This is a genomic window from Neorhizobium sp. DAR64860/K0K1 (genome assembly GCF_050500205.1).
GTDB lineage: Bacteria > Pseudomonadota > Alphaproteobacteria > Rhizobiales > Rhizobiaceae > Neorhizobium > Neorhizobium soli.
The window spans coordinates 1,379,497-1,394,653 of the sequence record NZ_CP191459.1 but is presented as its reverse complement, the minus strand read 5'-3'; the positions used below and the strand labels follow the sequence as shown (position 1 = coordinate 1,394,653).

11 protein-coding genes are annotated in these 15,157 nt (G+C 62.9%); 3 read left to right on the top strand and 8 right to left on the bottom strand.

Annotated features, from left to right (window positions below; genetic code table 11):
* Positions 1-44: 44 nt before the first annotated feature.
* A complete protein-coding gene (locus ACQY1J_RS11380) occupies positions 45-1,247 on the top strand; it encodes an MFS transporter (RefSeq protein ID WP_092660756.1) in 1,203 nt (400 codons plus the stop codon).
* 109 nt (positions 1,248-1,356) lie between these two features.
* Here the strand turns inward: ACQY1J_RS11380 and ACQY1J_RS11375 are convergent, their stop codons facing one another.
* The 5 genes from ACQY1J_RS11375 to ACQY1J_RS11355 form a co-directional block, all read right to left on the bottom strand.
* Positions 1,357-2,118 carry an ABC transporter permease gene (locus ACQY1J_RS11375; RefSeq protein WP_113167036.1) on the bottom strand — a complete coding sequence of 254 codons (762 nt, stop codon included), beginning with the start codon at positions 2,116-2,118 and terminating at the stop codon, positions 1,357-1,359.
* Entirely contained in the window at positions 2,115-3,053 is a 939-nt protein-coding gene (locus tag ACQY1J_RS11370; RefSeq protein ID WP_430251486.1) for an ABC transporter ATP-binding protein, read from the bottom strand. Before ACQY1J_RS11370 ends, ACQY1J_RS11375 begins: the two co-directional genes overlap by 4 nt.
* A gap of 125 nt (positions 3,054-3,178) precedes the next feature.
* Positions 3,179-4,006, bottom strand: a complete 828-nt coding sequence (locus ACQY1J_RS11365) for a sulfite exporter TauE/SafE family protein (protein WP_430251918.1) — start codon at positions 4,004-4,006, stop codon at positions 3,179-3,181.
* Between the two features lie 350 nt (positions 4,007-4,356).
* On the bottom strand, positions 4,357-5,706 hold the full coding sequence (locus ACQY1J_RS11360) for an extensin family protein (protein ID WP_430251484.1): 1,350 nt from the start codon (positions 5,704-5,706) through the stop codon (positions 4,357-4,359).
* Between the two features lie 256 nt (positions 5,707-5,962).
* A complete protein-coding gene (locus ACQY1J_RS11355) occupies positions 5,963-7,792 on the bottom strand; it encodes a methyl-accepting chemotaxis protein (RefSeq protein WP_430251483.1) in 1,830 nt (609 codons plus the stop codon).
* A gap of 231 nt (positions 7,793-8,023) precedes the next feature.
* On the opposite strand from ACQY1J_RS11355, the gene ACQY1J_RS11350 reads away from it, so the two are divergent.
* The gene (locus tag ACQY1J_RS11350; protein WP_062456448.1) at positions 8,024-8,419 is read left to right on the top strand and encodes an acyl-CoA thioesterase; all 396 of its coding nucleotides are present in this window, start codon (positions 8,024-8,026) and stop codon (positions 8,417-8,419) included.
* A 65-nt stretch (positions 8,420-8,484) separates the two neighbouring features.
* Here the strand turns inward: ACQY1J_RS11350 and ACQY1J_RS11345 are convergent, their stop codons facing one another.
* Both ACQY1J_RS11345 and ACQY1J_RS11340 read right to left on the bottom strand, forming a co-directional pair.
* The gene (locus ACQY1J_RS11345) at positions 8,485-9,657 is read right to left on the bottom strand and encodes a DUF1501 domain-containing protein (protein WP_430251482.1); all 1,173 of its coding nucleotides are present in this window, start codon (positions 9,655-9,657) and stop codon (positions 8,485-8,487) included.
* Between the two features lie 2 nt (positions 9,658-9,659).
* On the bottom strand, positions 9,660-11,138 hold the full coding sequence (locus tag ACQY1J_RS11340) for a DUF1800 domain-containing protein (RefSeq protein WP_430251481.1): 1,479 nt from the start codon (positions 11,136-11,138) through the stop codon (positions 9,660-9,662).
* A 430-nt stretch (positions 11,139-11,568) separates the two neighbouring features.
* On the opposite strand from ACQY1J_RS11340, the gene uvrB reads away from it, so the two are divergent.
* Positions 11,569-14,547 carry an excinuclease ABC subunit UvrB gene (uvrB, locus tag ACQY1J_RS11335; RefSeq protein WP_430251480.1) on the top strand — a complete coding sequence of 993 codons (2,979 nt, stop codon included), beginning with the start codon at positions 11,569-11,571 and terminating at the stop codon, positions 14,545-14,547.
* 139 nt (positions 14,548-14,686) lie between these two features.
* Here the strand turns inward: uvrB and ACQY1J_RS11330 are convergent, their stop codons facing one another.
* The gene (locus tag ACQY1J_RS11330; protein ID WP_430251479.1) at positions 14,687-14,851 is read right to left on the bottom strand and encodes a hypothetical protein; all 165 of its coding nucleotides are present in this window, start codon (positions 14,849-14,851) and stop codon (positions 14,687-14,689) included.
* Between the last annotated feature and the right edge of the window lie 306 nt (positions 14,852-15,157).

The following is a 15,157-nucleotide window of genomic DNA, read 5'->3' as shown; positions in this document are numbered from 1 at the left end:
TGAAGCCTATCCAGGGCGCATCATTCAGTCAGGAGTCTACACCAATGGATATGAGCGTCCAACGAGCCACGTCGCCGCAGGCCGACGACACACCCGCACGCTGGGGAGCTGTCATATCGTTGACGCTTGGCGTCTTCGGCCTTGTTACCGCGGAATTCCTGCCCGTCAGCCTGCTGACGCCGCTGTCGGCAGATCTTGGCGTCGGCACCGGCGTTGCCGGCCAGTCGATCACCACGACCGCCGTCATTGCAGCCATCGCCGGCCCCGGCGTCATCATCGGCACCCGCAATATCGACCGGCGCTGGACGGTTCTCGCCCTGACCACGCTTCTGATCATTTCGAGCCTGCTGGCGGCGGTCGCCAACCACATCGTCATGCTGCTGGCCGCCCGTGTCCTGCTCGGCATCGGCCTTGGCGGGTTCTGGGCCATGTCGGCAGCACTTGCCATGCGCCTCGTGCCGCCGGCCCGCATGCCGCGCGCCATGGCCATCATCATGGCCGGCGTCTCGCTCGCCACCGTCTGCGCTGCTCCGCTCGGCGCCTGGCTGGGTTCGACGCTTGGCTGGCGCTCGGCATTCTACCTCTCCGCAGCCGTTGGCGTGGTCGCGCTCGCCGTGCAGGCCTTCACCTTGCCCGCCCTGCCGCCGACCGGCCATGCAGGTCTTGGAACGCTCGCGGCCCTGATGCGCCGTCCGGCCATCCGCACCGCACTCTTCACCATCCTCCTCTTCGTCGCAGGCCATTTTGCCGGCTTCACCTATATCCGCCCGTTCCTCGAGCGCGTGCCGAAGCTTGACGTCGAAACGATCTCGCTGATTCTGCTCGGCTACGGCATCGCAGGCTTCGTCGGCAACATCCTCGGCGGCATCGTCTCGGAACGCAGTGCACGTCTGTCGGTGACGATCTTCGGCAGCCTTGTCGCCGTATCGGCCCTGATACTGGCGATCGGCGGCGCATCGCTTGTCGTCTCAGCTGTCGCAATCGCCCTCTGGGGCCTCGCCTTCGGTGCATTCCCGGTCAGCATCCAGAGTTTCGTCGTGCGTCACGCCCCTGACGAGGCCGAAAGCGCCGGTGCGCTCGTGATCCCCGCCTTCCAGATCGCGATCTCCAGCGGTGCGGTCCTCGGCGGCATCCTGATCGAAACACAGGGACCGATCGCGGTGATCTCCTTCCTCGGTCTCGCCGCCCTCGCCGGCACCTCGGTCATGGCCGCCCGCGGCGAACGTCGGCGACTGTCACTGGGCTAGACAGGCCCGAACCACCGCGCAAAAGAAACGCCCGCAACAGCAATGTTGCGGGCGTTTCTGTGAGGGTCTCTTGAGTGCCGGCAGCCAGGTGCAGGACCGGCTCCGCCGGTTAGTTCCGCAACCGATACCCGGTCTTGAACATCCAGCCCAACACCGACAGGCAGATCACCAGAAACAGCGCGATCATGCCGACCGAGATCATCGGATTGACGTCGGCGATTTCGTAGAAGCTCCAGCGGAAACCGCTGACCAGATACAGCACCGGGTTGAGATGACTGACCGCCTGCCAGAAGGGCGGCAGCATGTCGATCGAGTAGAAGCTGCCGCCGAGAAACGTCAGAGGCGGGACGACCAGCATCGGCACGACGTTCAACTGCTCGAAATTCTTCGCCCAGATGCCGATGATGAAACCGAACAGGCTGAAGGTCACAGCCGTCAGCACCAGGAAGAGGATCATCATGAATGGATGGGCGATGCGGATCTCCACGAAGAAGGACGCGGTCGCCAGAATGATCAGGCCGATGATCAGCCCTTTGCTCGCCGCTGCCCCCACATAGCCGAGCAGCACCTCCGTCATCGCCACCGGCGCGGACAGGATCTCGTAGATCGTGCCCGTGAACTTCGGGAAGTAGATGCCGATCGAGCCGTTGGAAACGCATTGCGTCAGCAATGTCAGCATGATCAGGCCCGGCGTGATGAACGACCCGTAGGACACGCCTTCGATGGTCTGGATACGCGAGCCGATCGCCGTTCCGAACACGATGAAATAGAGCGACGTGGTGATGACCGGCGACAGCACGCTTTGCAGCAGGGTGCGGCGCATGCGGGCCATCTCGAAATAGTAGATCGATTTGACGGCTTCGAAATTCATGCCTGTTCTCCCGCTTTTTCAGCCACCAGCGCCACAAAAATATCCTCCAGCGAGCTTTGCCGCGTGGAAAGATCGCGGAAATGGATGTTTTCCCGCGCAAGCGTCGCCAGAAGCGAGGCGATACTGTCCTGCGCTTCCTCGCCCTGATAGTCGTGGATCAGCGTCGTGCGATCGTCGGACAGTGTCAGATTGTAAGAGGCTAAGCTGTCCGGCAGCGCGGAAAGTGGTGCTGCAAGCTCCAGCCGCAACTGCTTGCGGCCAAGCTTCGTCATCAGCTTTGCCTTCTCCTCCAGGAGCAGAAGGCTGCCGCCATCGATAACGCCGACCCGGTCGGCGATCTCTTCGGCCTCCTCGATATAGTGGGTGGTGAGAATGATCGTGACACCGCTTTCGCGCAGCTTTTCCACCACCAGCCACATGTCGCGGCGCAGGTTGACGTCGACGCCGGCGGTCGGCTCATCGAGGAACAGCACTTTCGGCTCATGCGACAGCGCCTTGGCAATCAGCACGCGCCGCTTCATGCCGCCGGAAAGCTCGCGCAGCATGCTGTCCTTTTTCGTCCAGAGCGAGAGGTCCTTCAGGATCCTCTCGATCAGCGCGGGGTCCGGCTTGCACCCGTAGACGGCGCGCGAAAAGCAGACGGTGTTCCACACGGTTTCGAACTGGTCCGTGGTGAGTTCCTGCGGCACCAGTCCAATCAGCGAACGGGTCTTGCGGAAGTCCTTCACGACGTCGTAGCCGCCGACTTTGACAGTTCCGGAACTCGGGTTGACGATCCCGCAGATGATCGAGATCAGCGTCGTCTTGCCGGCGCCGTTGGGGCCGAGAAGCGCTAGGATTTCGCCCTCCTCGATATCGAGATCGACGCCCTTCAGCGCCTGAAAACCATTACCGTAGGTCTTGGTCAGCTGGCGGATGGAAACGATAGAAGTCATTGTTACTCGCTGGGAGACTTGAATGGGGAAAGTATTTTCTGGATTGCCACGAATATAGGTTCAACGCGTCGTGCAACCATCCCCCGGTGGTCGAATATTGCGTTCGGATTTCGCGACCAATGGTGTCAGGCAAACACGCTTAAGAAGAACTGGATCGAAATTCCCACCAGAAACAGCGCGAAACCGAATTCCAGCTGCCGCTTCGAAAGCGCGTGCGCCAGCCTTGCGCCGTAAGGTGCCATCAGCAGCGTCACCGGGATCAGCAGAGCCACCGCCATCCAGTTGATGTAGCCGGTGGAAAACGGCGGCAGACCGGGCTCACCCCATCCGCCCCAGACGTAGCCGATCAGGCCCGGCAGCGAAATCAGCACGCCGACGCCGGATGATGTCGCGACGGCCTGATGGATGGAGCGGCCATAGAGGGTCATGAAGGTGTTGTTCATGACGCCGCCGCCAATGCCCATCAGGCCTGAGAGAATACCGATCCCCGTACCGACAAGGAATTTGACCGGGTTCTTGGGCAGATCGTCGCCCAGCTGCCAGCTTGCCCGGTTGAAAATCATCCGCAGCGCCAGAAGCAGCGAGATGACGGCAAAGATGATCCTGAGCTCGGTGCTGGACGACCATGCCGCGACGACGGCGGCAATCATCGTGCCGAGCGGCACAGCAATGATCCAACCCTTCAGGAGATCGATGTCGACAGCATCGGCGTTTTTCTTTCGATGCTCCATGAAGGAGCGGATCGACGTCGGCACGATGATCGCAAGCGAGGTGCCGAGCGCCAGATGCATGCGCACTCCGTCGGAAATGCCCAACAGGCCGAACACGTGAAAGAAGATCGGCACAAGGATCGCCCCGCCACCGATCCCGAACAGCCCGGCGAGAAGGCCCGCCAGCACACCGGCTGCCAGAAGTGCTGCGATGAAGGGCAAAAGGTCTGCCAGCGGCGGCATGAGAGGCTGCATCGTTCGTCTCCGAAGGCAGCGCTAGAAAATTGGTTTCTGCATGCCGCTGTCATTTTCCCGTGACGTTCTGACAGCATGATTGCGCAGAGGCAAGCAATGGGCGCCCGGTTCCAGGTTTCTGGAGTGCCGCAACACCAAACCGGTCGGCCGTTATCACCAGATCCTTTTCAGCATTTTCTTTCGCTTGCCGCATCACCCCGCCTCAGCCAAAGGCGGGTCTCCTACCGGGAGACAGGCCTCCCCCCGCGAGCCGTCTCCACTTTCGCCGGCCTTTGGGTGAAAACCCAGAGCCGGCTTTTTCTTGTGCTGCGTGAGCTTGGGCAACCGTAGCGTGGACGTCAGCTACAGTAGCGCCGACCGCCCTTGCGCGGGCGCAGGTCGAAGTGGAAGTGGTTCCAGTGCTCGGCATTGCTACCGGGTCCGAGCACCGTGTTGAAATACTTGCAGCTGTCGGTCCGCACGGATTTGAGCAGCGCGCCCTCGCGGAAGGAAAACAGCCCCTTCTTGCGCACGTTGATATCGTGACCGTTCTTCAGCACGATGGCACCGATATCGATCGCATTGCCCTTGGCATGTTCCGACATCGGGTTGTAGCGCTGCCGCGAATTGTTCATGCGGCGGCAGGAATAGCCACCCATCGGCTGGATCTTCTGGATGCCCGAGAGGTAGCGCAGACGTGCCGATGGTGCGAGTTCGCTCTTCACCCACTTGGCGAAGGCAAGCGTCACCTGACAGTTCAGCGTCACCGCCGGCTTGACATCGATGCCGCCGGAAAGACCGGAAAGCTTCACGGGGTAGTCGACGCCGCAGCTCGGACCGTTGGAGATGCGCGGCTGATCCCGGAACTCGACGCCCATCCGGCGCAGTTCCGCCCGGCAGCTCACTTCCGATTGCGGCATGACGTTGCGCAGAAACGGCTTGTCCGGCTCGCTCATCGGACCCGACTGGATCGTTGGATTGTTCGGACGCAGCATCGCCACCTGCTGGCTGCGAACCGGCGCACGGCTCGGCGGCGTCACGGGCGAACGGTCGCCCCAGACCTGGCTACCGCCGGCCAATCCGTCATTCGTCATTTCATCGCGCGCGCCCGCGCCGGAACGCTTCGGCGGCACGATGACGCGATCGTCTTCGACTTGGGAAATCGGCTGGCGTCTTGCACTCAGTGCACGCGGATTGTCCGTGCCGATACCGTCGACCACCGGCTGGTCGCCGACGCCTTCGGCAATATCGCTGTCCTGCTCTTCCGCAAGGCCCGTCACACCGCTCTCGTCCGGATCGAAGCCGAGCTCGCTATCCATGTTGACGCCCTCTTCAGGCGAGGCGGTGGGCATTCCGCCCTGCCCGAGCGGCGAGGAGGATAGGGGTGGCGCCAGCGAGGCTGACTGCATCGGTTGCGGCGCGCGCAGATAATGTCCCCCGTCACCGGGAGGGCTGTTCGGGGCGACCGGAGCGTTCATCATGCCAACCGAAGCGGCTGGCGAAGGACCAGCCTGATAACCGGCGTTTGTCTGGTAGGGCGACTGGGCTATCGTGTCGGGCGGCAGCGGCGCGACAGGCTGGATCGCGCCGACGCGCGTCCCGCTATCGATCGACGCAGGCGGAACAAGGTCGCTGGAAGAACAGGCGGCAAGCATGGTGGAGACCATCAGCAGCGCCAAAGCTTTGCGCATAAAAGTCTTCGGGGCCATCCGTTGGGCCTGCTTCTCGAGAAGCGCATACGCCATACCAGTTGCCACCCTCTGGTGCCGAAATCACACAAGCGCAAATTGTAGGAAGATTCGGTAAACGAAGCCTTGCCCAATCGAGGCCGTTTCATGGTCATTTCATGCAGGCAGCGCGAGCGGCCACACACTACAACTGCACCTTTGTGAAGACCACCGCATGTCCGCCGCGCGTAAAAACGCCCGCCCGCAAGCTGCGGACGGGCGCATCGACGTCAGTCACTCAGGCCGCGCGAACCCGGTCCGGTTGACGAGTGTCCCTTACGGCCTCGCCATTCAGTCGGAAGGTCGAAAGCAGATGCTGCAGATGATGGCTCTGTTCGGCCAGGGTCTGGCTGGCAGCCGTCGTCTCCTCGACCATGGCGGCATTCTGCTGGGTCATCTGGTCCATGTGGTTGACGGACGCGTTGATCTCCCGAAGCCCACCCGACTGTTCGTGCGCGGTCGTTGCGATCGTCTCGACATGGGCGTTGACCTTTTCGACCAGCACGGCAATCTCCACCAGCGCATCACCGGTTGACCGCACCAGCGCGACGCCGGTCTCGACTTCGTGCACCGAGGTGCTGATCAGCGTCTTGATCTCCTTGGCGGCGTTGGCCGAGCGCTGCGCCAGTTCGCGCACTTCCTGCGCAACGACTGCAAAGCCGCGACCCGCCTCACCTGCCCGTGCCGCCTCGACGCCGGCATTGAGCGCCAGAAGATTGGTCTGGAAGGCGATCTCGTCGATGACCCCGATGATCTGGCTGATGCGGCTGGACGACGCCTCGATACGGCCCATCGCATCCACCGCGCTGCGGACGATCTCGCCGGAACGGCCGGCACTTGCCTTGGTCTCGGCGACCATGACGCGTGCCTCGCGAGCCCGCTCCGCCGCAGTTCCGACTGTCGCGGTGATCTCGTCGAGTGCGGCTGCCGTCTCTTCCAGTGCCGCAGCCTGCTGCTCGGTCCGCTTGGCAAGGTTGCCGGTAGCGCCGGAAATGTCGGAAGCGCTGTCGCGCACCACATGGCCGGTTTCCGAAATCGCAGCGATGGCATTGTGAAGCGCTTCGACCGCCGCATTAAAATCGCGCCGCAGCTTCGCATAATCAGCACCAATATCACCGAGCGAAACGGAGAGATTGCCGGCGGCAAGTGCCTCCAGCGCCCATCCCAGCTCGCCGATCGCCCGCGCCTGTCTCTCGGCCGCAGCACCGCTGCTGCGCTCGCTTTCAAAACGTTCCGTCGCCATGGCACGCTGCTGATCGGCCTCGCGTGCCCGAAGTGCCGCACTTTCTTCGACGCTGTTACGCAGCACTTCGACGGCACGTGCCATCTCGCCCACCTCGTTCGGATAAGCCGTGCACGGAACAGCCATGCCGGTCTCGCCGGCCGCAATCGCGGTCAGCACGCCCTTTACCTGACGGATCGGTCGGGTCACGCTTCTGACCACAAACCAGGCGCCGGCAAGCAGCAGCACCGCACCACCCGCAAACATGGCGGCAAACTTCATCGCGTCCTGGCGGAACATCGCCTTTAGGTCATCGGTATAGACACCGGTACCGACGATCCAGCCCCAGGGCGAAAAGCCGATAACATGCGAGTATTTCTCGACCGGTTCGGCGGCACCGGGCTTTGGCCAGTAATAGTCGACAAAGCCCTGACCGCCTGCCTTCACCACATTGGTGAATTCCACAAACAGGAATTTCCCGTTGGGGTCCTTGTTCTGGGTCAGGTCCGATCCGTTCAGTTCCGGCTTGATCGGATGCATCACCATGGTCGGGTGCATGTCGTTGATCCAGAAATACCCCGATCCGCCGCCATAGCGCATGGCGCTGATGATGGCCTTGGCGGCTGCCTGCGCCTCGTCACGGCTCATCGTACCGGCAGCTTCGAAACCCTGGTACTTCTTCAGGATGGCAACAGCGTTGTCGTTCATCTGGGCAAGACCCGCCTTGCGCTCCTGCTCCGACGAACGATAGCTTTGAAACAGGCTGAACACCATCGCGCCACCGAGAATGACGAGCGACAGGACGACAAGGCTGTAGAGACGCCAAGAAATAGCGATACGCTGCATAGTTTCCCCCTCCAGTAAAACTGCGCGGAGCTTAGGTGAAGAGGGTTAGCAGGTCGTAAAGCATGTAAGCGGCGGAAACACTTACTCGGATTGGGTGCGCACGCACCAAAGCGGCATGTATCCAAGCCATGTTGCTGGAGCATTGCTCCAATCCAAAACAAGGGTGGGCCGGACCCGTCTTTCGCTCTAGTCTGGTCTCAACAGATACGAGACTCAGCAAGGACGTGACGAATGACCGAACAGCCGCAACCTGCCTCTCCGACCGGCGAACTGACACTGCGCACACTTGCGATGCCGGCCGACGCCAATCCAGCCGGTGATATCTTCGGCGGCTGGGTGATGGCCCAGATGGACCTTGCCAGCGGCATCCGCGCCACCGAGCGGGCGCATGGCCGCACGGTGACCGCAGCCGTGAAGGAAATGGCATTCCAGCTCCCCGTCAAGATCGGCGACACGTTGAACGTCTATACCGAGATCACCCGCGTCGGCACGAGTTCGATCACGCTGAATGTCGAAGCCTGGGCCCAGCGCGCGCGCTACCGGATGCTGGAAAAGGTAACGGCCGGGACCTTCGTCATGGTGGCGCTGGGAGACGACGGCAAGCCAAGACCCGTTCCCGCAGAATAGTGGCCAGGTCGGACCGGCCCTAGTCGATCCCTGCAGATAGCCGGTCTATCGCTGTAGATAGCCAGTTACCCCTGAAGATAGATGGAGGACCTGTCGAAGGACAGCCCGGGAAAGACGCGCGACGTCAGCTTGTCCGGTGCAATGCCGAACTGCTTGTGCAGCATGGCCGCGGCGATCTCGCGCACATCGCCGGTCGGCATCAGATCCTGGCCATCCAGAAGCCTGTCCTCGGCAAGACCGGGCCACGTCCCCATCACCTTCCCACCCGACACCGCACCGCCGGCGAGAACGGCAACGCCGCCGGTGCCGTGATCGGTTCCGCCGGTGCCGTTCTCGCGCACGGAACGTCCGAATTCCGTGACTGCCAGCACCACCGTGCGGGCCCACGCGTCGGCACCCAATGCGTCCTTGAGCGCCACGATGGCAGCGGCAAGCTCGCCAGCCACCGATCCGAACTGGCTAGCCTGTTCGCGATGCGTATCCCAGCCGTTGATTGAAAAGCTGGCAATCCGGTAGTCTTCCCGCAGCATGCCACCGGCAAGCCGCGCCATGTCGACGACGCTGCGGTTCCGCTTCTGGCGGTACCCGTCAGCCGAAAACCCCGTCCGCTTGACCTCCTCCATCGCCGCGGCAAACGGCGCATCGGCTGCGTAGAGCCGCTCCAGAAAGCCGATCTCGTCCTGCGCCATCTCCACGTCGCCCGTTCCCGCACGGTTGTCGGCCTTGTTCGGCCCGCTCAGGATCAGTTCCATCGACGTATGGATGTCGAGCGCCTTGCGGCCGTCGGTGCGCGGAATGACCGCCAGCGTCCGGTTGAGCCAGCCACTCTTCTGCGATGCGTCGGTACCACCGTTTTCCAGCATTGTCTGGCCGTCGAAATGACTGCGCCCGTCGCGGTAGGGCGTCGCGACCGCGTGCACGAAGGACAGCGCATTCTCCTGCCAGAGCGGCATCAATGCCGACGCCGCCGGGTTGAGACCGAAAAATCCGTCGAGATCAACAAGTCCGGTCCCGGGCGTCAGACCGAGCGTCGGTCGCAATCCGGCGAAAGCCGCATCGCCATAGGGCTGCACCAGATCCAGGCCGTCCATCCCTCCGCGCAATATGATCGTCACGAACCGGCTTTCGCCAGGAGCAGCCGCAACGCTGAACGGTGTCAGCACGGGTGCGGCAGCGGCGCAGCATGCGCCGGCCAGAAAGCCGCGGCGGGAGAGCGAAAAGCTTGGCTTGATCGTCATCGCTATCTCCTGTTGAACTCGGGCGACGCCAGAACCATCGCGATGGCGTGGTTGGTGTTGGGTGCCTGAGCAATCACGTCCCTGGTATTCTGGCCCGCCGCGTCCCCGAGCGCCGCATCGAGAAACATGCCGGGATCGCGCCTCTGGCCGAAACGGCCGGCCATCAGCCGCGCCCAGGCGATCCGCTCGCTCAGCTGGCCCGGCGACAGCCAGACACTCGCCAGGTCGGCATAGCCGGCCGGGCTCGGTGGCTGCCAAATCGGCTGGTCCATCCGCTGGAGCGCGGCAAGCGTCAGGTCGTTGGCGCGCGCGGCACGCTGCTTGGCATCCGCGCGGGCAGCCGTGCTGCTGGCCATCTTCAGCGCCTTTCGCATCGGTCCGTCGTCTTCCTGCTCATCGTCGTCCATCTCGTCCAGCAACCGGGAGAGGTCCTTATCGGAAATGTCGACGGCTCGGAATCCGGACACGACGAATTCGAACGGACGCTTGATCTTCTGTCCAGGATCGCTCCAGGCACGGGGATGATCCAGCATGGCACGATAGACGGCCTTCAGATCGCCCTCGGTTTCAGCCCAGGCTGCCGTCATCGCGGCAACCACATCCGCCGGGGGTTCGTCGGCAACGAAGTGGATCACCAGTTTTCGGCAGACATGTTCCGCCGTCATCGGGTTCAGCGCCAGATCCTCAAGCATCCGTAGATGGTCCTGGCTCCCCGCCTCGTCGTCCTCATAAACCTCTCCGAGCAGGCTGATCGAGCCGCCTTCGGAAATGCGTGGCCGGTAGACGACTTCGAGAGCGCGGCGATCGACCGACAGTCCCGTCAGGATCAGCGCGGCGGCCCGGACATCCTCCTGGGTATACCCGCTCCCAGCTCCCAGCGTGTGCAGTTCCAGCAGTTCGCGGCCAAGGCTTTCGTTCACGGCACGCCCGCCCGGCCGCCCCGCGGGGGCGTCCATGCCGGCACCATCACTCTGGTCGAGATAGATCAGCATCGCGGGATGCAGCATGGCGGCTTTCAGCAGGTTCGCGAACGACCCGGCCAGATTGGGACGGATCGCCTCCGCCTCGTACAAAGGCACGACCATCCGCATCGGCAGCGACTTGAGCGCGCTGATGGAAAAATGGTCCGTCCAGAACGATGCCAACCGTTCGTGAAACCCGAAGGGCGACAGGATCGCCTGCGCCAGCCGCGCCATCGCATCCTGCCGATAGATCTGCAGCGCTTCCTTCTGGGTTTCCTTGCGAATGCTTTCGTTCGGCTTGCCGTCCTTCGCCGCCTTCGCTTCGGCCGCCCGCAACGACATCACCCGAGAGGCCGTCTCGCGGCGGCCACCCGCTCCCTCGCGGGGAAAACGCAGTTTCCGCTTGGCGGCCTGATCAAGCTGGGCCAGCAGAGCCTCGGCATCGCGGGGCGGCTCTTCTCCGGGACGCAATCCGTACCCGTAGCGAATCGCTGCCAATGTCGGTCTCGAAATCGCCATCCGGCCACTCCTGTTTCAGTCCCCCAGAGTCGGAGACGAATGTGTCCGAAACGAAAGACAATTACGGCCATTTCGCGACCCGGACGATTTGCCGCCAGCCAACCGCGGTATGGGACCGAAGAACCTCGGAAGTGGCCCCTCTAAACGATTGCCATATGCCTCGGCAAGAATGCCATCAGCTGCGATATCGCCAACGACGGCTCGCCTGTCCAGCCACGGTCGGTACAACATTCTGTCATCCGGTTACTTTACGGCGTGGGGATGTGAGAGACGCAGCCCACGCTATGCATCGTAGAACTGTGGACAATGGTAGCCTTCGGGATCTGCTGGAGACCGCGCCAAAAGCACAAACTACCCCGTTGCCCTTTTGTACTCATTTTCCCACCATCCCCCTCTTCACTTTCCACCATCCCGCCTCCATATTCGCGCCATGGCCAGATCTCCGAAAAAATCCCCCTCCTCCAAGCCCCGCGGTTTCGAGGAATCTCCGCAATCGTCGTTTGAAGGCGCGCCGCTGGAGGGGAATGTCTCGGACTGGGTGAGGCAGCTGGAAGCCGAGGCGGAAATGTCCGGCGTCGAGACCCAGCGCGAGATCGCCTCCAAGGCCGGCAAGCACCGCAAGAAGATCGAGATCGCCGCCCGCGAGGAGGCCATCAAGGCCGCCGCGAAAGACACGCCGAAAACCGCCAAGCACACGACCTCGTCGAAATCGTCTCGCGGCACGTCGATGGGCGGCTCGTCCGATCCCAAAACCCGCGCCGCCGCCGGCCTCAATCCGGTCGCCGGCATGGACGTCTCGCTGGAAGAGGCCGAACACCTCGCCACCGGCGCCGTCACCGCCACGGTGGAGGCCCTGTCGGCGCTGATCGAAAGCGGCAACCCGCTGTTCAAGGACGGCAAGATGTGGACGCCGCACCGTCCCCACCGTCCCGAGAAATCCGAAGGCGGCGTCACCATCCGCATGGCCTCGGACTATCAGCCCGCCGGCGACCAGCCGACCGCCATCAAGGACCTCGTCGAGGGCATCAACAACAACGAACGCTCGCAGGTCCTGCTCGGCGTGACTGGCTCCGGCAAGACGTTCACGATGGCCAAAGTCATCGAGGCCACCCAGCGCCCCGCCGTCATCCTCGCGCCCAACAAGACGCTGGCGGCGCAGCTCTATTCCGAATTCAAGAACTTCTTCCCCGATAACGCGGTGGAATATTTCGTCTCCTACTACGACTATTACCAGCCGGAAGCCTATGTGCCGCGCTCCGACACGTTCATCGAGAAGGAATCCTCGATCAACGAACAGATCGACCGCATGCGCCACTCCGCCACCCGCTCGCTGCTGGAACGCGACGACTGCATCATCGTCGCCTCGGTCTCCTGCATCTATGGTATCGGCTCCGTCGAAACCTACACCGCCATGACCTTCCAGATGGCCGTGGGCGACAAGCTCGACCAGCGCCAGCTTCTGGCCGATCTCGTGGCCCAGCAATACAAGCGCCAGGACATCAATTTCATCCGCGGATCGTTTCGCGTGCGCGGCGATACGATCGAGATCTTCCCCGCCCACCTTGAAGATGCCGCCTGGCGCATCTCCATGTTCGGCGACGAGATCGACAGCATCACCGAATTCGACCCGCTGACGGGCCACAAGACCGGCGACCTGAAGTCGGTCAAGATCTACGCCAACTCCCACTATGTGACGCCGCGCCCCACGCTCAACGGCGCCATCAAGTCGATCAAGGAAGAGCTGAAGCTCCGCCTCAACGAGCTCGAAAAGGGCGGCCGCCTGCTGGAAGCGCAGCGTCTCGAACAGCGCACCCGCTACGATATCGAAATGCTCGAGGCGACCGGCTCCTGCGCCGGCATCGAGAACTATTCCCGCTATCTCACCGGCCGCACGCCCGGCGAGCCGCCACCGACCCTGTTCGAATATATCCCTGACAACGCCCTTCTGTTCATCGATGAGAGCCACGTCTCCGTCAGCCAGATCGGCGGCATGTACCGGGGCGACTTCCGCCGAAAAGCGACGCTCGCCGAATACGGTTTCCGCCTGCCGTCGTGCATGGACAACCGGCCGCTGCGCTTCGAGGAATGGGATGCCATGCGCCCCCTCACCGTCGCGGTGTCGGCCACGCCCGGCAACTGGGAAATGGAACAGGCCGGCGGCGTGTTTGCCGAACAGGTCATCCGCCCGACCGGCCTCATCGATCCGCCGGTCGAAGTCCGCTCCGCCCGCAGCCAGGTCGACGACGTGCTCGGCGAGATCCGCGAGACCGCCGAAAAGGGCTACCGCACCCTGGTCACCGTGCTCACCAAGCGCATGGCCGAAGACCTCACCGAATACCTGCACGAACAGGGCGTGCGCGTCCGCTACATGCACTCGGATATCGACACGCTGGAACGCATCGAGATCATCCGCGATCTGCGCCTCGGCGCCTTCGACGTGCTGATCGGCATCAACTTGCTTCGCGAAGGTCTCGACATTCCCGAATGCGGCTTCGTCGCCATTCTCGATGCCGACAAGGAAGGTTTTCTGCGCTCGGAAACCTCGCTCGTCCAGACCATCGGCCGCGCCGCGCGTAACGTCGACGGCAAGGTCATCCTCTACGCCGACAAGATCACCGGCTCGATGCAGCGCGCCATGGACGAAACCGCCCGCCGCCGCGAAAAGCAGGTCGCCTACAACACCGAACACGGCATCACGCCTGAATCGGTCAAGGCCCGCATCTCCGACATTCTCGACAGCGTCTATGAGCGCGACCACGTCCGCGCCGATATCTCCGGCGCCTCGGGCAAGGGTTTTGCAGACGGCGGCCACCTCGTCGGCAACAACCTGCAGAGCCATCTCAACGCCATGGAGAAATCCATGCGCGACGCCGCAGCCGACCTCGACTTCGAAAAGGCCGCCCGCCTGCGCGACGAGATCAAACGCCTCAAGGCCTCCGAACTCGCCACCATGGACGACCCGATCGCCCGCGAGGAATCCAAAGCCCAGGAAGGCGTCCGCCGCAGCGCCGAAGCCACCCGCACCTCGCTGGGCGGTGGCAAAGGCAAAGCCGCCAAGGCCGGAGACGACGCCTCTCCCTCCTACTTCGCCAAACCCTCGCTCGACGACATGGGCCCGGGCACCGACACGGCCACCCCGCTGTTCCGCCGCAACTCCCTCGACGAAATGACCGTCGGCCGCACCGAAAAACCCGCCCCCGGCTCCCTGCCGGAACGCCCGCCGGAAACGATCAGCACCAAGAAACGCTTCTCGCCGCTCTTGGAAGGCCAGCCCGAACGAGGCGAAGGCAAGGACGACCCCCGCCCCATCGTACGCGGCAAGGTCGGCGCCGGCAGTTACGAGGATGCGACCGACGCCAAACAGCAGAAGCGCAGAACAAAGGGCAAGACGGGGCGGCCGGGGCGGTAGGGACCGACATGACCGCTCCGAATAGGCACCAGTCACTCGCCCTCAGGAATCCCAGAAAACACCTCCCCCTTGAGGGGGGGAGGTCGCCGCAACGCGGCGGGGCCCGCCAGAACCTCAAACCACCACCCCACCCCGAACCTCAGGTCCGACCCTCCCCTTCAAGGGCCGGGTAAGGAAGGTCGGCGCCGGGCGTTACGAGGATGCTGGTGACGCCAAGCAGCAGAAGCGGCGGACGAATGGGAAGACGGACGGCCGGGCCGGTAGGCATCGACATCACGGCTGCGAAGAGGCAGCGGTCACTCACCCTCAGGCATCCCGGAAAACACCTCCCCCTTGAGGGGGGAGGTCGCCGCAACGCGGCGGGTGGGGGTGACCCGCCAAACCCTCAAACCATCACCCCACCCCGGACCTACGGCCCGACCCTCCCCCTCAAGGGGCGGGTAAGGAAGGCCGGCGCCGGGAGCTACGGGTATGCTGGAGACGCCAAGCAGCAGAAGCGGCGGACGAAGGGGAAAAATGCCGGTGATTTCAATTTTACTTAGACACAAGTATTAGTTTAAACAATCACAGATTGACGTATTCTCTCTCTGCATTAAGCTTCATGTAAATA